At 65.2% G+C, this 18,030-nt stretch carries 19 protein-coding genes and 1 tRNA gene; 10 read left to right on the top strand and 10 right to left on the bottom strand.

What is annotated here, in order from left to right:
- Positions 1–208 precede the first annotated feature (208 nt).
- From V8V93_RS06640 to V8V93_RS06625, 4 genes are read left to right on the top strand one after another with little or no spacing between them, the layout of a single operon-like run.
- Positions 209–1,315, top strand: coding sequence for an iron ABC transporter substrate-binding protein (locus tag V8V93_RS06640; RefSeq protein ID WP_338669576.1), 1,107 nt, complete (start codon positions 209–211; stop codon positions 1,313–1,315).
- A complete protein-coding gene (locus V8V93_RS06635) occupies positions 1,316–2,386 on the top strand; it encodes a FecCD family ABC transporter permease (protein ID WP_338669575.1) in 1,071 nt (356 codons plus the stop codon).
- Positions 2,383–3,138: an ABC transporter ATP-binding protein gene (locus V8V93_RS06630; RefSeq protein ID WP_338669574.1), complete on the top strand. Its 756-nt coding sequence runs from the start codon at positions 2,383–2,385 to the stop codon at positions 3,136–3,138. The genes V8V93_RS06635 and V8V93_RS06630 overlap by 4 nt, the downstream gene beginning before the upstream one ends.
- A 20-nt stretch (positions 3,139–3,158) precedes the next feature.
- Positions 3,159–3,698: an FmdE family protein gene (locus V8V93_RS06625; protein ID WP_338669573.1), complete on the top strand. Its 540-nt coding sequence runs from the start codon at positions 3,159–3,161 to the stop codon at positions 3,696–3,698.
- 368 nt (positions 3,699–4,066) lie between these two features.
- On the opposite strand, the gene V8V93_RS06620 is transcribed toward V8V93_RS06625, so the two are convergent.
- The 7 genes from V8V93_RS06620 to V8V93_RS06590 all read right to left on the bottom strand — a co-directional run bounded on the left by V8V93_RS06620 (position 4,067) and on the right by V8V93_RS06590 (position 10,181).
- Complete coding sequence (locus V8V93_RS06620; protein WP_338669572.1) at positions 4,067–4,486, bottom strand: 4Fe-4S binding protein; 420 nt, start codon at positions 4,484–4,486, stop codon at positions 4,067–4,069.
- Positions 4,487–4,495: 9 nt separating this feature from the next.
- Positions 4,496–5,575 carry a nickel-dependent hydrogenase large subunit gene (locus tag V8V93_RS06615; protein WP_338669571.1) on the bottom strand — a complete coding sequence of 360 codons (1,080 nt, stop codon included), beginning with the start codon at positions 5,573–5,575 and terminating at the stop codon, positions 4,496–4,498.
- Between the two features lie 9 nt (positions 5,576–5,584).
- Positions 5,585–5,950, bottom strand: a complete 366-nt coding sequence (locus V8V93_RS06610; protein WP_338669570.1) for an NADH-quinone oxidoreductase subunit C — start codon at positions 5,948–5,950, stop codon at positions 5,585–5,587.
- An 18-nt stretch (positions 5,951–5,968) separates the two neighbouring features.
- Positions 5,969–6,412 (bottom strand): NADH-quinone oxidoreductase subunit B family protein, encoded by a 444-nt coding sequence (locus V8V93_RS06605; protein WP_071546142.1) that lies wholly within the window; start codon positions 6,410–6,412, stop codon positions 5,969–5,971.
- 3 nt (positions 6,413–6,415) lie between these two features.
- Positions 6,416–7,264 carry a respiratory chain complex I subunit 1 family protein gene (locus tag V8V93_RS06600; protein WP_338669569.1) on the bottom strand — a complete coding sequence of 283 codons (849 nt, stop codon included), beginning with the start codon at positions 7,262–7,264 and terminating at the stop codon, positions 6,416–6,418.
- The gene (locus tag V8V93_RS06595; protein WP_338669568.1) at positions 7,264–9,165 is read right to left on the bottom strand and encodes an NADH-quinone oxidoreductase subunit L; all 1,902 of its coding nucleotides are present in this window, start codon (positions 9,163–9,165) and stop codon (positions 7,264–7,266) included. Before V8V93_RS06595 ends, V8V93_RS06600 begins: the two co-directional genes overlap by 1 nt.
- Before the next feature lie 326 nt (positions 9,166–9,491).
- Positions 9,492–10,181, bottom strand: coding sequence for a phosphoadenosine phosphosulfate reductase family protein (locus V8V93_RS06590; protein WP_338669567.1), 690 nt, complete (start codon positions 10,179–10,181; stop codon positions 9,492–9,494).
- 56 nt (positions 10,182–10,237) lie between these two features.
- On the opposite strand from V8V93_RS06590, the gene V8V93_RS06585 reads away from it, so the two are divergent.
- The 6 genes from V8V93_RS06585 (at position 10,238) to V8V93_RS06560 (ending at position 14,223) form a co-directional block, all read left to right on the top strand.
- Positions 10,238–10,669 (top strand): pyridoxamine 5'-phosphate oxidase family protein, encoded by a 432-nt coding sequence (locus V8V93_RS06585; protein ID WP_338669566.1) that lies wholly within the window; start codon positions 10,238–10,240, stop codon positions 10,667–10,669.
- Between the two features lie 52 nt (positions 10,670–10,721).
- A tRNA-Arg gene (locus V8V93_RS06580) sits at positions 10,722–10,798 on the top strand.
- A 113-nt stretch (positions 10,799–10,911) separates the two neighbouring features.
- Entirely contained in the window at positions 10,912–11,892 is a 981-nt protein-coding gene (locus V8V93_RS06575; RefSeq protein ID WP_338669565.1) for a 2-hydroxyacid dehydrogenase, read from the top strand.
- A 12-nt stretch (positions 11,893–11,904) separates the two neighbouring features.
- Positions 11,905–13,248, top strand: coding sequence for a glycerate kinase type-2 family protein (locus V8V93_RS06570; protein WP_338669564.1), 1,344 nt, complete (start codon positions 11,905–11,907; stop codon positions 13,246–13,248).
- A 29-nt stretch (positions 13,249–13,277) separates the two neighbouring features.
- Positions 13,278–13,910, top strand: coding sequence for a phosphatase PAP2 family protein (locus V8V93_RS06565; protein WP_338669563.1), 633 nt, complete (start codon positions 13,278–13,280; stop codon positions 13,908–13,910).
- Positions 13,911–13,971: 61 nt separating this feature from the next.
- Positions 13,972–14,223: a hypothetical protein gene (locus tag V8V93_RS06560; RefSeq protein WP_338669562.1), complete on the top strand. Its 252-nt coding sequence runs from the start codon at positions 13,972–13,974 to the stop codon at positions 14,221–14,223.
- 91 nt (positions 14,224–14,314) lie between these two features.
- Here V8V93_RS06560 and V8V93_RS06555 read toward each other — a convergent pair whose 3' ends face one another.
- From V8V93_RS06555 to V8V93_RS06545, 3 genes are read right to left on the bottom strand one after another with little or no spacing between them, the layout of a single operon-like run.
- Positions 14,315–16,063, bottom strand: a complete 1,749-nt coding sequence (locus V8V93_RS06555) for a M14/M99 family metallopeptidase (protein ID WP_338669561.1) — start codon at positions 16,061–16,063, stop codon at positions 14,315–14,317.
- A complete protein-coding gene (locus V8V93_RS06550; RefSeq protein ID WP_338669560.1) occupies positions 16,014–16,724 on the bottom strand; it encodes a hypothetical protein in 711 nt (236 codons plus the stop codon). Before V8V93_RS06550 ends, V8V93_RS06555 begins: the two co-directional genes overlap by 50 nt.
- Positions 16,721–17,980, bottom strand: a complete 1,260-nt coding sequence (locus V8V93_RS06545) for a L,D-transpeptidase family protein (protein WP_338669559.1) — start codon at positions 17,978–17,980, stop codon at positions 16,721–16,723. The genes V8V93_RS06550 and V8V93_RS06545 overlap by 4 nt, the downstream gene beginning before the upstream one ends.
- Positions 17,981–18,030 lie beyond the last annotated feature (50 nt).

Raw genomic sequence — 18,030 nt, 5'->3', positions numbered from 1 at the left:
TGAGAGGGGCCGCCTTTTCATTTTTCTTCACCCCGCTCGTCGGTGGCTCACCCCCGGGCCCGTAAAAACTGACCGCAATAGTCCGTTTTCATTTCCCTCTTGACGCCCTTCCCGCTTTTATTTAGGAAGACCATAGTGTTACATTTTATATATTCGTAGCAACTATCGGGTTGCAATCTCTTCTTTGTATGCATTGCAAGGTGTTCAAATGAAAAAACTTCATATTATTTGCGCCATCCTCCTGCTCCTTCTGGCCCTGCCCGCGACCGGATCGGCGCGCACCCTGGCCGACTCCAACGGCCGTGAGAACGACATCCCCGACAAGGTCGAGCACGTCATCTGCTCCGGCTCCGGGTGCCTGCGCCTGTTGACCTATCTCGGGGCCCAGGACCGCATCGTGGCCGTGGACGACATTGAGGTCCGCCGCCGCAAGTTCGACGCCCGGCCTTACGCCATCGCCAACCCGCAGTTCAAGAAAATGCCCATCTTCGGCGAGTTCCGGGGCCACGACAACCCCGAGCTGATCCTGACCCTGGAGCCCCAGCCCCAGGTCATCTTCAAGACCTACACCTCGTCCATGGGCTACGATCCCCAGGAGCTTCAGGACAAGACCGGCATCCCGGTGGTGGTCCTCGACTACGGCAACCTGGGCAAGGCCCGGCCAGTCCTGTACAAGAGCCTGCGCATCATGGCCAAGGTCATGGGCAAGGAGCAGCGGGCCGAGGAGATCATCACGTACATCGACGGGCTCATTGCCGACCTGAGCCGCCGCACGGGCAGCGTGCCGGGCCAGGAGCGGTCCACGGTCTACCTGGGCGGCGTGGCCTTCCGCGGACCGCACGGCTTCCAGTCCACCGAGCCCGCCTATCCCCCGTTCCAGTTCGTCAATGCCATCAACCTTGCCTATGAGGCCGGTAAGGCGGGCAAGAGCCTGTCCCAGTCCGATATCGCCAAGGAAAAGATCGTCGAATGGGACCCGGACGTGCTCTTCCTGGACCTGGCCACCCTGCAACTCGGGGACGACGCGGGCGGGCTGTTCGAGCTGCGCACCGACCCGGCCTACCGCCTGCTCGACGCCGTGAAGCAGGGCCGCGTCTACGGCGTGCTGCCGTACAACTGGTACACCCAGAACTTCGGCTCCATCCTGGCCGACGCCTACTTCATCGGCAAGGTCCTCTACCCCGACCGGTTCGCGGACGTGGACCCGGCGGCCAAGGCCGACGAGATATATACCTTCCTGGTGGGCAAGCCGGTCTTCAAGGACATGGACGCCCTGTTCCACGGCATGGCCTTCAAGCCCGTCCCGGTTAACTAGATGCACTTCTCCGACGGACAGGTGCCCGCCGAATACCGGCGATACATCGGCGTCAAGCTCGCCGTGGTCTGCCTGACCGGCGGACTGCTCGCCCTGGCCCTGGTGGTCTCCATCTCCCTGGGCGCAGCAAACATCCCGATCGCGGACGTGGCCAAGACCCTCATGGGCTGGGCCGTGTCCAAGCGGTTCGACGTGATCGTCTGGAATATCCGCCTGCCCCAGGCCCTGGCCTCCATCGTGGCCGGGGCCGGGCTGGCCGTGGCCGGGACAGTCATGCAGTCCATCCTGCGCAACCCGCTCGGCTCGCCCTTCACCCTGGGCATCTCCCACGCGGCGGCCTTCGGCGCGGCCTTGTCCGTCATGGTCCTGGGCGGCGGGATAATGGGCTCCTCCAACGCGGACGCCGTGAGCATCACCAACCCGTACCTGACCACAGCCGTGGCCTTCCTCTTCAGCCTGGCCGCCGCCGGGGTCATCGTGGGAGTCTCCCGGCTGCGCGGGTCCTCGCCCGAGATCATGATCCTGACCGGCGTCGCGCTCGGCGCACTGTTCACCGCCGGGACCATGTTCCTGCAATTCTTCGCCGACGACGTACAGTTGGCGGCCATGGTCTTCTGGACCTTCGGCGACACGGCCCGGGCCTCCTGGACCGAACTGGGCGTCATGGCCGGAGTGACCGCGGCCACCTCCCTCTACTTCCTGGCCAACGGCTGGAACTACAACGCCATCGACGCGGGCGACGAGACCGCCAAGGGGCTGGGCGTGCGCGTGGACCGGGTCCGGCTCATCGGCATGATGCTCGCCTCCATGCTCACCGCCGTGGTCATCGCCTTCCTGGGCATTATCGGCTTCGTCGGCCTGGTGGTCCCGCACATGGTCCGCCGGATCATCGGCTCGGACCACCGATTCCTGCTGCCGGGTTCCATCCTGGCGGGCGGCCTGCTCCTGCTCGTTTCGGACACCGCGGCACGGCTGGTCTTGGCCCCGCACATGCTGCCGGTCTCGGTCCTGACCGCGTTCATGGGCGCGCCGGTCTTCATCTATCTCATCATAAGGGGGCAACGGCGATGATCCTCTCGGTCAACGATCTCGACTTCGCCTACAACGGCTCCAAGGTCCTGCGCGACGTACAGTTCAACCTGGACGGCGGGGAACTCCTGGCCATTCTCGGCCCCAACGGCGTGGGCAAGACCACCCTGCTCAAATGCATCAACGCCATCCACGCCCCGTGCGCGGGCAAGGTCCTGGTCGAAGACCGCGATGTGCTCAGGATGCGCCCGCACGAGATCGCGCTCGGCATCGGCTACGTGGCCCAGCGCAGCGAGGCCGCCCGCCTGACCGTGTTCGACGCCGTGCTCATGGGCCGCAAGCCGCACATCGTCTGGCGGGTGGGAGAGGAAGACCTCAAGATGGTCGACTCCGCCCTGAAGCGTCTGCACATGACCCGCCTCGCCCTGCGCTACATCGACTGCCTGTCCGGCGGCGAACTGCAAAAGGTGGCCATCGCCCGCGCCCTGGTCCAGGAGCCGCGCCTCATGCTCCTGGACGAGCCCACCTCCAGCCTGGACCTCAAGAGCCAGGTGGACATCCTGACCATGCTCCGCCGGGTGGTGGACGAACACCGCATCGCCGCGATCATGACCATGCACGACCTGAACACCGCCCTGCGCTACGCCGACAAGGTCCTGTTCCTCAAGGACGGGCGCATCCACTCCACCGGCCCGGCCTGCGAGGTCACCTCCGACGTGGTCGAAGAGGTCTACGGCCTGCCCGTGCATATCCACCACATCCAGGGCCACCCCATGGTGGTCCCGGCCGCCTAGCCAAGAACAAGGAGAATCCCATGCCCGGCACCATTCCCCAGGAGAAACTGGACGCCACCATCGCCTTCCACGGCCACCACTGTCCCGGCCTGACCATCGGCATCCGCGCCGTGGAGTTGGCCCGCCGCGAACTCGGCGACCTGGACACCCTGGACCTGGTCGCCGTGGCCGAGACCGACATGTGCGGCGTGGACGCCATCCAGTTTTTGACCGACTGCACCTTCGGCAAGGGCAACTTCATCCACCGCGACTATGGCAAACGCGCCTTCAACTTCTTCGACCGCAAGTCCGGCAAGGGGTTCCGCGCCGTGCTCAGGGATTCCGCCATGGGCGCGCCCGGAGAGACCCGGCAAGCGGGTATCGACCGCTTCACGGCCCTGCCCCTTGACGACATGTTCGCCGTCACTCCCCTCGACTGCCCCCCGCCACGGCCCGCCGCCGTGCTGCAAAGCCTGCGCTGCGCACAATGCGGCGAGATGACCATGGAATCCCGCACCCGCCGGTTCGCCGGAAAGACCTACTGCATCCCCTGCTTCACGGATATCGACCAGAAGCTGTAGGGAAAGAATGCCTCCGGCGGCCGGGGCGCTGCCCCGGACCCGCCAGAGGGAAACTTCCGGAAAGGTTCCCCTCTGGACTCCCTTCAAAGCCTTCTAGCACCGCTTCGCGGGGCCCGCGTGGGAACTACTGCCGTGCCGGGCTCACCACCTAGCGGCTCTCCCACCATGCTCTTGTAAGAGGCACTCTCTCCCGCCCCTGCCGCACACGCGAAAGCGTATACAAAAAGTTTAGGAAGGATGAGGGATGGGAGTCCGGGGAGGAGAAGGGAACCCTTTTCTCAAAGGGTTCCCTTCTCCCCTTCCCCGGCGCGAGGCAAAAAGCCCGCGACAACATGCGCGGGGCTTTTTTATTCACATTGCAAAGACGGTTACTTGCCGTCCTTTTTGTCGGCCTTTTTCCCGGGCTTGGCTTCGGCTTTGGCCTCGGCCTTGGGGGCGGCCTTGACCTTGGGCTTGGGCGGGTTGCCGTGTTCGATCCAGGTGACCTTCTCTGTCACCGGCTTGCGGTGCACGTCCTTCATGGACAGGCACTTGGTCGGGCAGTGGTCGCGGCACAGGCCGCAGTAGACGCAGGCGTGCGGGTCGCACTGCCAGGTGCCGGCGGCCTTGTCCACGGTGATGCACTGGCTGGGACACTTGCGGGAGCACATGCCGCAGAAGATGCACCTGTCGATGTCGATGACCAGCTCGCCGCGGTACATGGGGAACGGCTCGCGCACCTCATAGGGATACTTCCGGGTGGCGGGCTTCTTGAGCAGGTTCTTGATGACGGTGGGTGTAAACTGCATGCGGTCCTCCTAGCGTTCGGTGCAGCTGATGCACGGGTCGATGGACAGCACGATGACCGGCACGTCGGCCAACTCGCACTCCGGCAGCATGGCCAGGAGCGGCGGGATGTTGGCGAACGTGGGCGTGCGGATGCGCAGGCGGTCGAGGTTCTTGGTGCCGTTGCCGCGGATGTAGTAGACGCACTCGCCGCGCGGCTGTTCCACCCGGTGGTAGACCTCGCCCTCGGGCGGGTTGCCCTTGATCTTCACGGCCAGCTCGCCCTCGGGCAGCTTGGCAATGGCCTGGCGGACCAGATCGATGGACTGGAGCACTTCGCGGAAGCGCACGGTGGAGCGCGCCCAGCAGTCGCCGGCGGTCTCGACCACGGGCTCGAAGTCCAGGAACGAGTAGCCGCCGTAGCCCTGCTGGCGCATGTCCTGGGCCACGCCGGAACCGCGCAGGGTCGGACCGGCCGCGCCGAGTTCCCAGGCCTGTTCCTTGGTCATCACGCCGACGCCCACGGTGCGGGACTTGACGGTGTAGTCGTTCATGATGGTGTCCTGGATGGCCTTGACCTCTTTCTCGACGATCTCGATCTCGGACAGGATCCAGCGGATCTGCTCCGGGGAGAGGTCGGCGCGGACGCCGCCGATGACGTTTACGGACACGATGACGCGGCTGCCGGTGGTGGCCTCGTTGATGTCCATGATCCGCTCGCGGACCTTCCAAAACTGCATGAACAGGGACTCGAAGCCGAAGGCGTCGGCGAACAGGCCCAGCCAGAGCAGGTGGGAGTGGCTGCGGTGCAGTTCGCTCCAGATGACGCGCAGCAGCTTGGCGCGGTCCGTGACCTCGATGCCCATGAGCTCCTCGATGGACTCGGAGTAACAGGTGCCGTGGATCATGGAACAGATGCCGCAGACGCGCTCGCAGACGTTGATCATCTGATGGAAGTCGCGGATGTCGGCCAGCTTTTCCAGGCCGCGGTGGACGTAGCCCAGGGCCGGGATGGCCTCCTTGACGATCTCGTCCTCGACCTTGAGGGTCAGGTGGACGGGTTCGGGCAGGACGGGATGCTGCGGGCCGAAGGGTATAACGGTGGTTGCCATTTCAGCCCCCTATTTCTTGGGCTCGATCTTGACGTTGGACACCAGGGGTACCTGGGTGACCTCGGGGTCAAGCAAGAGCGTGCGGTTGAAGTCGAGGACCAGGCCGTCGAACTCGACGTTCCACTGGTCGCGGATTTCGTTTTCCACCAGCAGGGCGGCGAAGTAGACGCCGGACACGCTCGGAATGGGCTTGTCCATGTCGGCCAAAAGCCGCAGGTGGGTGGTCTCCAGATTCTTGTCGAAGTGGTAGAGTATGCCGATCTTGTCCCCCTCCTGATAGGTGGAGAACGTGACCAGCCTCTGCCCGTCGTTCTTCATGTTCATGACCTCGCCGACAACGGTGTCGAGGGTCACGTCGATAACTTTACCTTGCATTATGTACCTCGCGTGAAGCTACTTGGCTTCTTCCACTTTCTGGGCGAACTTGGCGAGCCCGGCCACGACGCCGTCGATGATGGCTTCGGGCTTGGCCGGACAGCCGGGGACGTAGACGTCCACGGGGATGACCTTGTCCACGCCGCCCACGACGTTGTAGGCCTCGCGGAAGATGCCGCCGGTGTTGCCGCACGCGCCGATGGCGATGACGGCCTTGGGCTCGGGCATCTGATCGTAGATGTTCTTGAGCACCTTCTTGTTCCGGTGGTTGACCGTGCCGGTGACCAGGAGCACGTCGGCGTGCTTGGGGTTGCCGACGTTGATGATCCCGAACCGCTCCACGTCGTAGAGGGGGGTCAGGCAGGCCAGGACCTCGATATCGCAGCCGTTGCAGCTACCGCAGTCGAAGTGCATGATCCACGGTGACTTGGCGCGAGATTTCTTGATGAATGATCCGAACATGATTTACCCCGCGTACAGCCAGATGAGGTTAACGACGGACATGCCCATGCCGAGCAGCCAGACGCGCTTGAGCATCCAGCGCCAGGTCATGCGCGCCATGGTGTTGTCCACCAGGATTTCGAGCATGTAGGTGGCCACGAGCAAGAGCGCCATCCAGCCCACGTTGGTGTGCCAGAAGAGCGCGCACAGGCCGAGCACCAGGACGGTCTCGTACCAGTGGGCCATCTCGATCAGGCCGAGGTAGGGGCCGGAGTACTCGGTGAGCACGCCCTTGACCAATTCCTGGTGCCCGTGATGGGAGGTCGAGAAGTCGAACGGGGATTTGCGCAGCTTGATGGTCAGGGCGTAGCCCAGCGCCAGGTAGAGCAGGGGCATCTTGGCCAGCAGCGGCATGTCCTGCGCCCAGATGGCGTGGATGGAGAAGGAGCCGGTGACCATGTAGAAGCCCACGAAGACCAGGATGAGGATCGGCTCGTAGGCCAGGATCTGCAACAGCTCGCGCTGCGCGCCCACCTGGGAGTACGGGGACTTGGCGGACAGGGCGCCCATGACCAGGAAGACCGCGCCGATGGCCTGCACGAAGAAGACAAGCAGCAGGTCGCCCTGGGCGAAGAACAGGGCCACGGACACGGCCGCGGCGATGAGGTACACCCAGGCGCAGAGGATCTGCCACTGGTTGACGACCATCTTCTCCTTGCCGAAGAGCTTGGCCACGTCATAGAAGGCCTGCATGATCGGGGGCCCCTGGCGGGACTGGAACCAGGCGGTGACCCGGCGGTCCAGGCCGGCGATCAGGCCGCCCGCGAGCGGCGCGCCCACAAGACCGATGATGACGAGAATGAGTGTTTCCATTAGAGCGCCCCTCCCAGCATAAGGACGATCAGCGCGACCGCCAGTGCATTGAAGATGGGCGTGAGCTTGGGTTCAGCGAACATCTCGCCCAGGTACAGGTTGCCGGCGGAGAACGGCACGTCGCCGTTCATGGGACCGACGTAGGTGCCGTCGCCGGAGGCGGAGTTGGCCCCGCTCACGTAGGGCGGCATGATCTTGACCCTGCGGTAGCCCGAGGCGGCCTTGACCGCGTAGAGCAGGCCCAGCCCGAGCACCAGGAACAGGGGCACGACCACGAAGGTGCCGTGCGCGGATTCCAGGGAGCCGAAGCCGACCACGAAGGGCGCCGAGCCGATCCAGGGGGCCAGCATGGAATTGTAGATCCACGGCGAGGCCAGGGACAGGAGCACCGCGCCGAGGCACAGGGTTATCAGCGGCAGCCGGGTCAGCAGAGGCTGGGATTCGGCCTTGGCGCCCGGCTCGCGGGTGCCCATCATGGAACCGGCCCAGCGGGCCAGGTACACGACCATCATGGCCGAGCCCATGGCCAGCATGACCACGATGAAGATGTTGCTGTCGGCCGAGGCCTCCATGGCCATCCACTTGCCGAGCAGCACGCCGAACGGCGGCAGCATCATGGTCAGGATGCCGATGATGGTGATCAACGCCGTGCGGGGGTTGGTGCCGTACAGGCCGCGCATGTCCTCGATGTCGCGGGAGCCGATGGCCTGCTCGATGGTGCCGACGCACAGGAAGAGCAGCGACTTGGAGATGGCGTGGAAGAGGATGAGCATGATCGCCGCGGTGAGGGCCAACGGGGTGTTGATGCCCGCGCAGCAGATGATCAGGCCGAGGTTGGCCACGGTGGAATAAGCCAGGATCTTCTTGCCGTTGGACTGGCCGATGCCGAGCGCGGCGCAGGCCAGGAAGGTGAACGCGCCGCAAACGGCCACGCCCGTGGACAGGAAGGTTCCGGCAAAGGCCGGGGCGAACCGCAGGACCACGAACACGCCCGCCTTGACCATGGTCGAGGAGTGCAGCAGCGCGGACACCGGGGTCGGGGCGACCATGGCCCCGAGCAGCCAGGACTGGAACGGCACCTGGGCGGCCTTGGTGAATCCGGCCAGGCAGAGGAAGGCCAGCCCGGTGAGCATCACCGCGCTGGTCGAACCGAGCGCCAGGATGGCGCTGATGTTCAGGGTTCCGGCCTGGGAGTAGACCAGCATCATGCCGACGACGAAGGCCAGCCCGCCCAGGGCGTTCATCCACAGGGCGCGGACCGCGTTCTTGGTGGCGATCTCGGTGGCGTCGTGGCCGATGAGCATGAAGGAACAGAAGGTGGTCACTTCGAAGAAGAAGTACATCCACAGGATGTTGTTGGACAGGACCAGCCCGTTCATGGCGCCGAGGAAGATGAGCATGAAGAAGAAGAACCTCGGCTGGCGCGTCTTCTTCAGGTGCAGGTGCTCTTCGTGTTCCTTCATGTAGGGGAGCGCGAAGATGCAGATCAGGGAGCCGATGATCGAGATGACCAGGACCATGATCAGGGAGAGCTGGTCGCCCATCAGGGCCGGAACCGCCTCATGGCCGACCGAGACCCCCTCGAACCAGGCGAGCAGGACGACCTGGGCCAGGGTGAACCCCTGGATGAGCAGGCTCTTGTGTTTGTAACCGTAGAAGTAAATGACACCCAGCAGGACGAAATCCAGGACCGTGACCAGGAAATCGCTGCCTATGCCCAGGAATGAGCCGACCTCGATCGGCGCAAACACCCCCTGCGCGAGCAGCCCCAACGCCGAGAGCGTCAGGATGCCTCCGGTGGCGAGCACGGTCAGCTTCCGAACGGCCGTGGACCGAACGAAATAGCAGACCAGCGCCGCTGCCGCCGGCAGCAGGATGAGAAGCACTAACAGATTTGACATGAAGACCTCGTTTCAGAAGATGGAGAACGAGTACAGCAGGCACCTGGCAGCCGGTTCACCTCCAACCGAAAACCAGTGCGTTTGCACTTAACCCTTAGCCTAGTAAACAATTGTCCTTAGGTGAAGTTGACCCCCAGGTCAAGACCCAAACCGGACTTTTGCCTCATCCTTTTTCTTGCTGCAACTGATTGTATCTACACGCGATTTTGCACCGAATTACGTTTTTGAAAAACTGGTATCAAAATAGTATGGAATTTTGTGAAAAAAAGGACAAGGCCCGCTCGACGGGGGCTCCGGGGTGTTCTCCATTTGAACATTTTTGCGGATTAAAAATATCCGAGTCCGGTCAAAGCGGACAGGACCGCTTCCTTGTTCCGGGCGCGCCCGGACCGCTCCCCGCCCCGTGCGTCGGGCAAGGTGGTGCAGGGGCGGCAGCCCAGGGAGCGGTACCCCTGGTCGTACAACCCGCAATGGGGCAGACCGAAGCGGGCGTGGAAGGCCCAGATGTCGGTCTCGGTCCAGTCAAGCAGCGGGTTGACCAGGGTGTGCTCCGGGTCGGTCCGGGTCTCGAATTCCCGCCGTCCGGCGCGGTCCGGGTGCTCGTCCCGACGGATTCCGGTCACGAGGTGGGTGGCCCGGGTGGCCCGCAGCGCCTCCTTCAACGGCTCCACCTTGAGCTCGCGGCAGCACTTGAGCGGATCCTCGGCCAGGGGGTAGCCGTCCAGGGAGACCCCGGGCCGGGCGATGCACAGGTCCACGCCCCACTCGGCGGCCATGTGGTCGCGGAAGGCCAGGACCTCGGGGAACTTGCACCCCGTGTCCAGGGTGATCGCGCGCACCGGCCCGGCCCCGGCGTCTTCCACCAACAGCTTCCAGATAAACAGGGCCACGGTGGAGTCCTTGCCTCCGGTCCAGGCCACGCGCACACGCTCGGGCCCGGCGCCCCGGCGCGCCTGTTCCAACAGGCCGGACAGAAGGGATTCGCTGTGCAGGATTTTTTCTTCGAGAGTAGGCATGGGGCGCTCGCTTCATTATAATGGCAGACCACCCGAAGTTGCCGTAGAGCAACTCCATGAGCAAGGAAAAACTCCATCTTATCGACGACCTCATCACCCGCGAAGAGACCTGCGTGCTGGCCACTTCGGACGGCATCCGTCCGCACAGCTCCCTCATGTACTTCTTCGCGGACCATGCGGCCATGAAATTCTATTTCTTCGCCAAGGACTCCTCGCACCTCTGCCGGAACATCCGGGAGCACCCCCACGTATCCCTGCTGATCGACCGGCGGCAGGACGGCCTGGCCCTGAGCATCCAGGGGGTCCACTCGCCCGTCAAAAAGCGGCAGACCACGGAGGCGATCACCCGACTCTTCCTGATGAAATTCCCGCAGATGGCCGATCTGGCGGCCCACCCCGACGCTATGCTCATCCGCGTCAACGGGGTCGAGGCGTGCCTGTCCACGGGGATCGAGGACGTTTTTACCACCAAACTGAAAAATTCCTGAAAAAATCCCTTGACGTGGACCGCGCTTGAGCATAGACATTCACTTCGTTTGCGCGCCCGTGGCTCAGCTGGATAGAGCATTCGGCTACGAACCGAAAGATCGCACGTTCGAATCGTGCCGGGCGCACCACGATAGCAAAGCCCCCTCACCGACCGGTGAGGGGGCTTTTCGTTGTTGCCGATCCCCCATTGACTCCACGGCCAATGGGCCGCATCCTTAGAGGGAACACCAAGGAGGCAACAATGGACAAACCCAAAGTATATGTCACCCGGCAGATCCCCGAACAGGGGCTCGACCTGCTCCGGCAGGCGGCCGTGGTGGAAGTCAACCCGGAAGACAGCCCCGTGCCCCGCGCGGAGCTGCTCAAGATCATCCAGGACTGCCAGGGCGTCATCGGCCTGCTCACCGAGCGGATCGACGCCGAATTCTTCGACGCGGCCCCGAACCTCAAGGGGTACGCCAACTACGCCGTGGGCTTCGACAACATCGACGTGCCCGAGGCCACCCGGCGCGGGTTGCCCGTGACCAACACGCCGGACGTGCTGACCAACGCCACGGCCGAGTGCGCCTGGTCCCTGCTCTTCAGCGTGGCCCGCAGGGTGGTCGAGTCGGACAAGGTGATGCGCTCGGGCTCCTGGCCCGGCTGGGGCCCCATGCAGTTCATCGGCGGCGACGTGACCGGCAAGACCCTGGGCATCGTGGGCGCGGGCCGCATCGGCACGGCCATGGCCCGCATGAGCCGGGGCTTCGACATGCCGGTCCTGTACACCAGCTCCTCGGGCCGCAAAAACGCGACCCTGGAGTCCGAGCTGGGCGCGCGCCTAGTCTCCTTCGAGGAACTGCTGGAGCAGTCGGACTTCATCTCCCTGCACACCCCGCTGAATCCCGGCACCCGGCACCTGTTCGGGGCCGAGGCCTTCAAGCGCATGAAGAAGACCGCCTACATCGTCAACACGGCGCGGGGCCCGGTCATCGACGAGCAGGCCCTGCTCGCGGCCCTCAAGTCCGGCGAGATCGCGGGCGCGGGGCTCGACGTGTACGAAAACGAGCCCGCCCTGACCCCCGGCCTGGCCGAGCTGGACAACGTGGTCCTGCTGCCGCACATCGGCTCGGGCACCGAGTCCGCGCGCACGGACATGTCCGTGCTGGCCGCCCGCAACATGTTGGCCATGCTCAAGGGCGACAAGCCCGAGACCTGCCTGAACCCCGAAATCTACGACTAGACCCAAGAGAACATGACCGCTTACGCCGAAAAAAAGGCCCGCCTGCTGCGCATCGTCGACGGTGCGCTCCAGGCCGTGGCCCCGGACCCCGCCCTGAGGGCGGCCGTGAAACGAGAGGGGAACGTCCTGGCCGTGGACGACCGGGAATATGATCTGAACGACTACGACCGGGTACTCCTGCTCGGCGCGGGCAAGGCCTCGGCGGCCATGGCCGCGACCATGGAGGACATCCTGGGCGACCGGCTGGACTCCGGACTGGTGGCCACCAAGTACGGCCACGGCCTGGCCCTGGCCAAAACCGAGGTCATGGAGTCCGGCCACCCCGTGCCCGACGAGGCCGGGGTACGCGCCGGCGACGCCCTGCTTGAACGCGCCGCCGACGCCGGGGAGCGGGACCTGGTCCTCTTCCTCCTGTCCGGCGGGGCCAGCGCCCTGGTGCCCTCCCCGCTCGACGCGGTCTCCCTGGCCGACAAGCAGGAGGCCACCCGCAGACTGCTCGAATGCGGCGCGGCCATCGGCGAAATCAACGCCATCCGCAAGCACCTCTCCCGGTTCAAGGGCGGGCACCTGGCCGAGACCCTGGCCCCGGCCACCGTGGCCACCCTGATCATCTCGGACGTGGTCGGCGACCGGCTGGACGTCATCGGCTCCGGCCCCACCGCGCCCGACGACTCCACCTTCCTGGACTGCCAGGCCATCCTGGACAGGTACCGGCTGTGCCACCGCATGCCGGACAGCGTGGTCCAGGCCGTGGCCGACGGCTGCGCCGGGCGGGCCCCGGAGACGCGCAAGGCGGGCGACCCCTGCTTCAAGCGGGTGCGCAACACCATCGTGGCGGGCAACGCCATGGCCGTGGACGGCGCGGCCGTTGCCGCCCGCCGCCTGGGCTACACCCCGGTGGTGGTGGACCTGGCCATGGAGGGCGAGGCCCGCGACCAGGCCACCCGACTCATCCGCCTGGCCGGGAAATACGGCCTGGGCGGGGGCGAAACGCAGCCGCCCGTCTGCCTTCTGGCCGGGGGCGAGACCACGGTGACCATCAAGGGCAACGGCAAGGGCGGCCGCAATCAGGAATGGGCCCTGGCCGCGGCCTTGGAACTCACCGCCCTGGGCCCCGCCGGCGAACGCATCTCGGCCATGAGCCTGGGCACCGACGGCACGGACGGCCCCACGGACGCGGCCGGGGGCATGGCCTTCCCGGACACGGCCTGCGGCGAGCAGACCGAGGCCGCCGGGCGCGCTCTGGCCGACAACGACGCCTACCACTTCCTGGACAGCGCGGGCACCCTGCTCAAGACCGGCCCCACACGGACCAACGTCATGGACGTGGCCGCCGTGCTGGTGGACCCGGCCTGACCGGAACACGGCCACCAAGGAGAAAGATCATGCACACCACCCTGACCCGGACCGGGTGGGCCGCCCTGGCCGTGGGGCTGCTCATCGTCATCTGCTACCTGTTCGTGGACCGGCCCGTGGCCGAGGCGGCCCTGACCCTACGCGATACGGCCTGGCACAGCGTGGCCAAGGGGCTGTCGCAGGCGGCCAACCACCTGTTCTTCAACGTCCTGGTGGCCGGTGGGCTGGTCATCGGCTCGGTGGACGGGCTGGTCAACGGGTTGACGGACCGCTCACGCGGCCTGCTCTATCTCTGCCTGGCCGTGGCCTGCGCCATGCTGGTCGGCGACGTGTTCAAGGAGTTCTTCGGCCGGGCCCGCCCGCCCCTGCTCTTCACCAAGGGCGTATACGGCTTCTTCCCCCTCGCCGGGGGCGACATGCACTCCTCCTTTCCTTCCGGGCACACCCTGCGCATCTTCTCGTCCATGACCGCCCTGGGCCTGATCCTGCCCCGTCTGCGCGTACCCGCCCTGGCCCTGGCCCTGGCCGTGGGCGCGAGCCGCGTGCTCGCCCTGCGGCACTACCCCTCGGACGTGCTCTTCGGCGCGTTCATCGGCGTGACCGCCGCCGTCTGGGGGTGGCGGCTGCTCCGCCCTCGGGCGATGACCCCGCGCGAGAATTGATGCACAACAATCCAGAATAAAAAACTTTTCCCTGAGCGAGACCTGTGCTAACGGCCTGTCCATGAAGTGCGACAACTGTGGCGCGGCCCTCCAGCCGCAAGACCGCGCATGCCGTCGCTGCGGCCTGGCCGCGTCCCGGCCCAGCGACGCCCTCCAGCGCAAAATGACCCTGTCTCCGCGCGTAGCCGCTGCCTGCGGCGCGCTGCTCGTGGCCACCGCCGCGCTTCTGTTCGTGTACGGGGCCGCCACGTTCGCGGCAGTACTCCTCTGCCTGGGCGTGCCGCTCGCCCTCGTCGGGCTGTTCATGGGCTGAAGGCCCGGCCGCCACGCGACAAGCCCCGCCCGGACGCGTCCGGGCGGGGCTCGTCGCGTGGCCGCGGCGCGGCCCGGTGCGGGCCGGGCCTCTACCGGCTGGCCAGGCCGCTCGCGGTGAAGGTCATGGTCCCGATGTCGCCGAAGGTGGTGGCCTGGCGCACGGTCAGCTTGAGCGGGGTGCCGTAGTCCACCGTGAAGGACTGGCCCTCGTTGAGGGGCCTGTCCCCGGCCGTGGCCACCAGCTTGTCGTCCGGGCCGTTGCTCCAGGCGGACTCGAACACGTACTGCCCCTCGGGGAGCCGGTAACTGCCGCCGGCGATCCAGGGGACGAGCAGGTTCTGGCCATGCTCGTCGCCCAGCCGCAGGGCCAGAACCGTACGCGGCCGGATGTCCACGTAGAACGACGCCTGGGGTGCGCCGGGCGTCTCGCGGACCACCCGGAAGCGGGCGCCGCCCGCCTGGTCGGACTTGAGCGCGTATTTGGCCATGAAATTGTCCGGGTCCAGGATGATCTCCCAGCCCAGATCCTGGCCGTTGTTGGCCCAGGGAATGGCCACGAACCCCTTGAGGTTGATCACTTCCTTGAGATCGCTGCCCCACATGCCCTCAAGGATGAGCTGGTCGCCGAGCACCGCCTTCAGGGTTTCGCCGTCGCGCACGAAGACCGGGTTACCGTTGAGCCAGCAGACGAACACCGGGGTGTCGTCGCTGGGTGCGTTGGGCAGCTTGCCGGTCCAACGGATCTTGGCCTCGGCTACCTTGCTGCCGTCCGAGCGCAGCTCCAACTCGGAGAACGGCTCCAGGACCATGCGCCGGGCGTTGATCAGGTTCACGCCGGGCCGGTCCGAGGCGAACAGGGCCAGCTCCGGCGAAAATTCGCTCGGGCCCGAGGAGACGGGCTTGACCGCCAGGGTCGTGCCCGGCGCCAGGTTGATGACCCCGTCGCGGCCGAGCGTGCGGCCGTTGACCGTGACCTCGACCCCGGTGCGGGCGTAGGCCCGGACGTCCTCGTCCGAGAACTCGGGCGGGGCGACCTCCACACCGAACCGGTGCAGGAGCATGCGCGTGGCGGTCAGTTGCTGGCGGACCTTCCAGGCGATCTGCCGGATGGACTTGGAGACCTCCACGGCCATGGCCGGGATGTTGTGCTCGGCCAGGGCGTAGCAGGTCAGGGACTTGCGCATCTCGGGATAGCTCGTCCCCTTGTCGAAGGTCCGGGTGTTGAACAGCCGGAACTTGTAGTCGCTGGCGCCGATCTCGTTGTTCAGCTCGTCCAGCACCGGGTTCACGGTCCGGGCCAGGTCGATCTTGTTGTAGACCAGGGTGTCCACGATGATGGACTGCCCGTAGCGCTTGGGATTGCGCAGGTTGTCCACATAGGTCGGGTTGTAGAAGCCGCTGCCCTCGTGCAGGTGGATGAAGGCGTCCGCCTGGTTGAGCAGGAAGCGGATGACCCGGGCCACGCGGTCCTCGTAGAAGCGGTTGTAGTTCTGGTCGAAGCGCCGGTTCATGTCCACGTTGATCTGGCGCTTGCACAGATTGATGGACGGCACGTTGGCCCGCGGCAGGACGATCAGGTTGCCGCGCAGGACCCTGCCCTTGGACAGCAGTTGGGCCGTGATGTAGCCCGAGGACTCGTCGCCCTGGATGCCGCCCTGGACCATGACCGTGGGGCCGGGCTGTTCGCCCTGGAGGTAGACGACCCTGAGCGGATATTGGGTGCCCGCAAAAAAGGAATGCTCCCACGACCCGGCAAGGGCGGGGGAGGCGGCGGCGAGGAGGATCAGGCTAAGAAGCCAGAATGTGATAGAAGGGATACGTCTCGGCAAAAATGACATCGCCATCCTTTCCCTTTATCTCAAGACGCAACCCGAAGAGATCCTTGCGCTCCATGCCTTCGGGCAGGAGGAAGGTGGTCCGGATGCGCTTGAAGCGTTGAATCTGGAACGAGAGGTCGTCCTTGTTGGTCTGGGCGTCCTCGGTCTGGCCGCTCTTGGTCAGGTAGATGAAGTCCGCCTGCCCGGCCATGGACTTGGACGCCTGCAAATTGTTCAGCTCGAAGGAAACGGTCAGCTTGCGCCCAGCCAGCTTGGCCTGCATGTTCTCCACCCCCACCTGGCGGGTGTCCGTGCGGGTGAATATTTTGTTCAGGTTGATCTCTTCGCGCGGCTCGGGCTGCTGCTCCGCCTCCGTGGTGGCCGCGGACAGCAGGGACTGCAACTCGGCCGGGTCGTAGGACTCCAGGATCTTCTCCATGTTGCCCAGCCGCTCCAGACGGACCTCGGCGTCGACCAGCCGCTGCTCCAGGTCCTTTTTCTGGGACTGGAGGGCCGCGTTGACCCGGAAGCCGCGCACGCCCATGTAGATGCCGCCCACGGCGCAGAGCAGGAGAAAGACCTGGCTGAAGACGAACATCTTCAACCAGAACGGGCTGAGGCGATACCGGGTCACGTCCCGGTCGTCGCGCATGAAGAGCACGCTGTACTTGGAATCGCTCATCTCATCCGTCTCCACTGCTCGCTGTCGATTTTCCAGGTATCGCCTTTGGGCACCAGGATCAGGGTCTTGCGGCCCCGGTCCGAGTAGCCGCTGGCGTCGGCGAACACCTGGTCAAAGGCCACCTTGAGCCCCATGGGATGCAAAGCGACTTTCAAATCATCAACCTCCAACCTAACAGGAGGCTTCTCCTCCCACAACGTCTTTTTGTATTCGGCGATGCTGGCCGCGCCCTTGCGGCCGCCCTGTTCGGCGTCGGATTCGTAAAATTTCTCGTAGGCTTCCACGTCCCCTGCGAGCCACGCCTCGCGCCACTTCTCGACCAGGGCCTCGGCCTGTCCGGTCTTGGAGGCCAGGTACTTGGCGTCCAGCTGCTCCGAAGCCGGGACGTACTCGCGCCCGGCGATGCGCCAGTCGCCCTGGTCGTCCTTGATCCAGTAAAACCGTTTACCCGTGGTCGAAGCCATGCCCTTGGTGCGGTAGTACTGGTCGAACCAGGTCACCCAGTAGCCGGGGCCGGGGACGGCCCGGACGTTGTCGACCATGACCTGAATCCAGGGCTGGGAGGCGAAGATGTTACGCTTGTTCTCCTCGAACCCGGCGAAATCCAGCCCTTCGGACAGTTCCAGCAGCGGGGCGTCGTAATAGGAGAAGAATTTATCGTCCTTGGCGCCCCAGTCGCGGGCCCAGGCCTCAAGGGTCTTGGCCAGGGTCAGGGCCGTAACCTCGCTCTCGCCCGGCTCGCCCGACCAGTTGACGTCGTCGGCGATGACCACCGGGGTGCCGTAGACGGCATCCAGGGCCACGTCCTTCATGTCCGGGACCTTGAGGGCCACGCAGCCCATAGTGTCGCGCGGCAGGAAGGTCTTGCCCCGGCCGTGCAGCCAGATGCCGGACCCGGTCTTGCCCTTGATGCGGTCGATGGGGTTGGGATAATTGAGGGAATAGGCGATGTTGCCGTACAACCCCCAGTCCAGCTTGCGGTTGATGCGGTGGCCCACGAAGTACACGCCCTCGGGGGTACGCATGTCGCCTTCCACGGCCTTGTCGCCCGCGGACTGGCCGGTTGTGCAGGGGAAGCGCCGCACCTCGTGCAGGGGGGACTGCTGTTCGAGAACGATAAGCTCCTGGGCCTCCTTGTCCACGGCGATGATCCGCTTCGGCCCGTAGGTATGGGAAGAGAGCAACGGCGTCCAGCCGCCGGCCAGGGCCGTGGCTGCGGACAAGATGATTGTCAGGATGATGAAAACTACCCGCATATACTCTTTCTACCGCTCCTGGTTACCCCGAACCGGACCTCGCGTCTCCC

Source organism: Pseudodesulfovibrio sp. 5S69, from assembly GCF_037094465.1.
GTDB classification, from domain to species: domain Bacteria; phylum Desulfobacterota; class Desulfovibrionia; order Desulfovibrionales; family Desulfovibrionaceae; genus Pseudodesulfovibrio; species Pseudodesulfovibrio methanolicus.
Note: the sequence above shows the minus strand (reverse complement) of the source record. Positions and strands in the feature narration are given on the sequence as shown.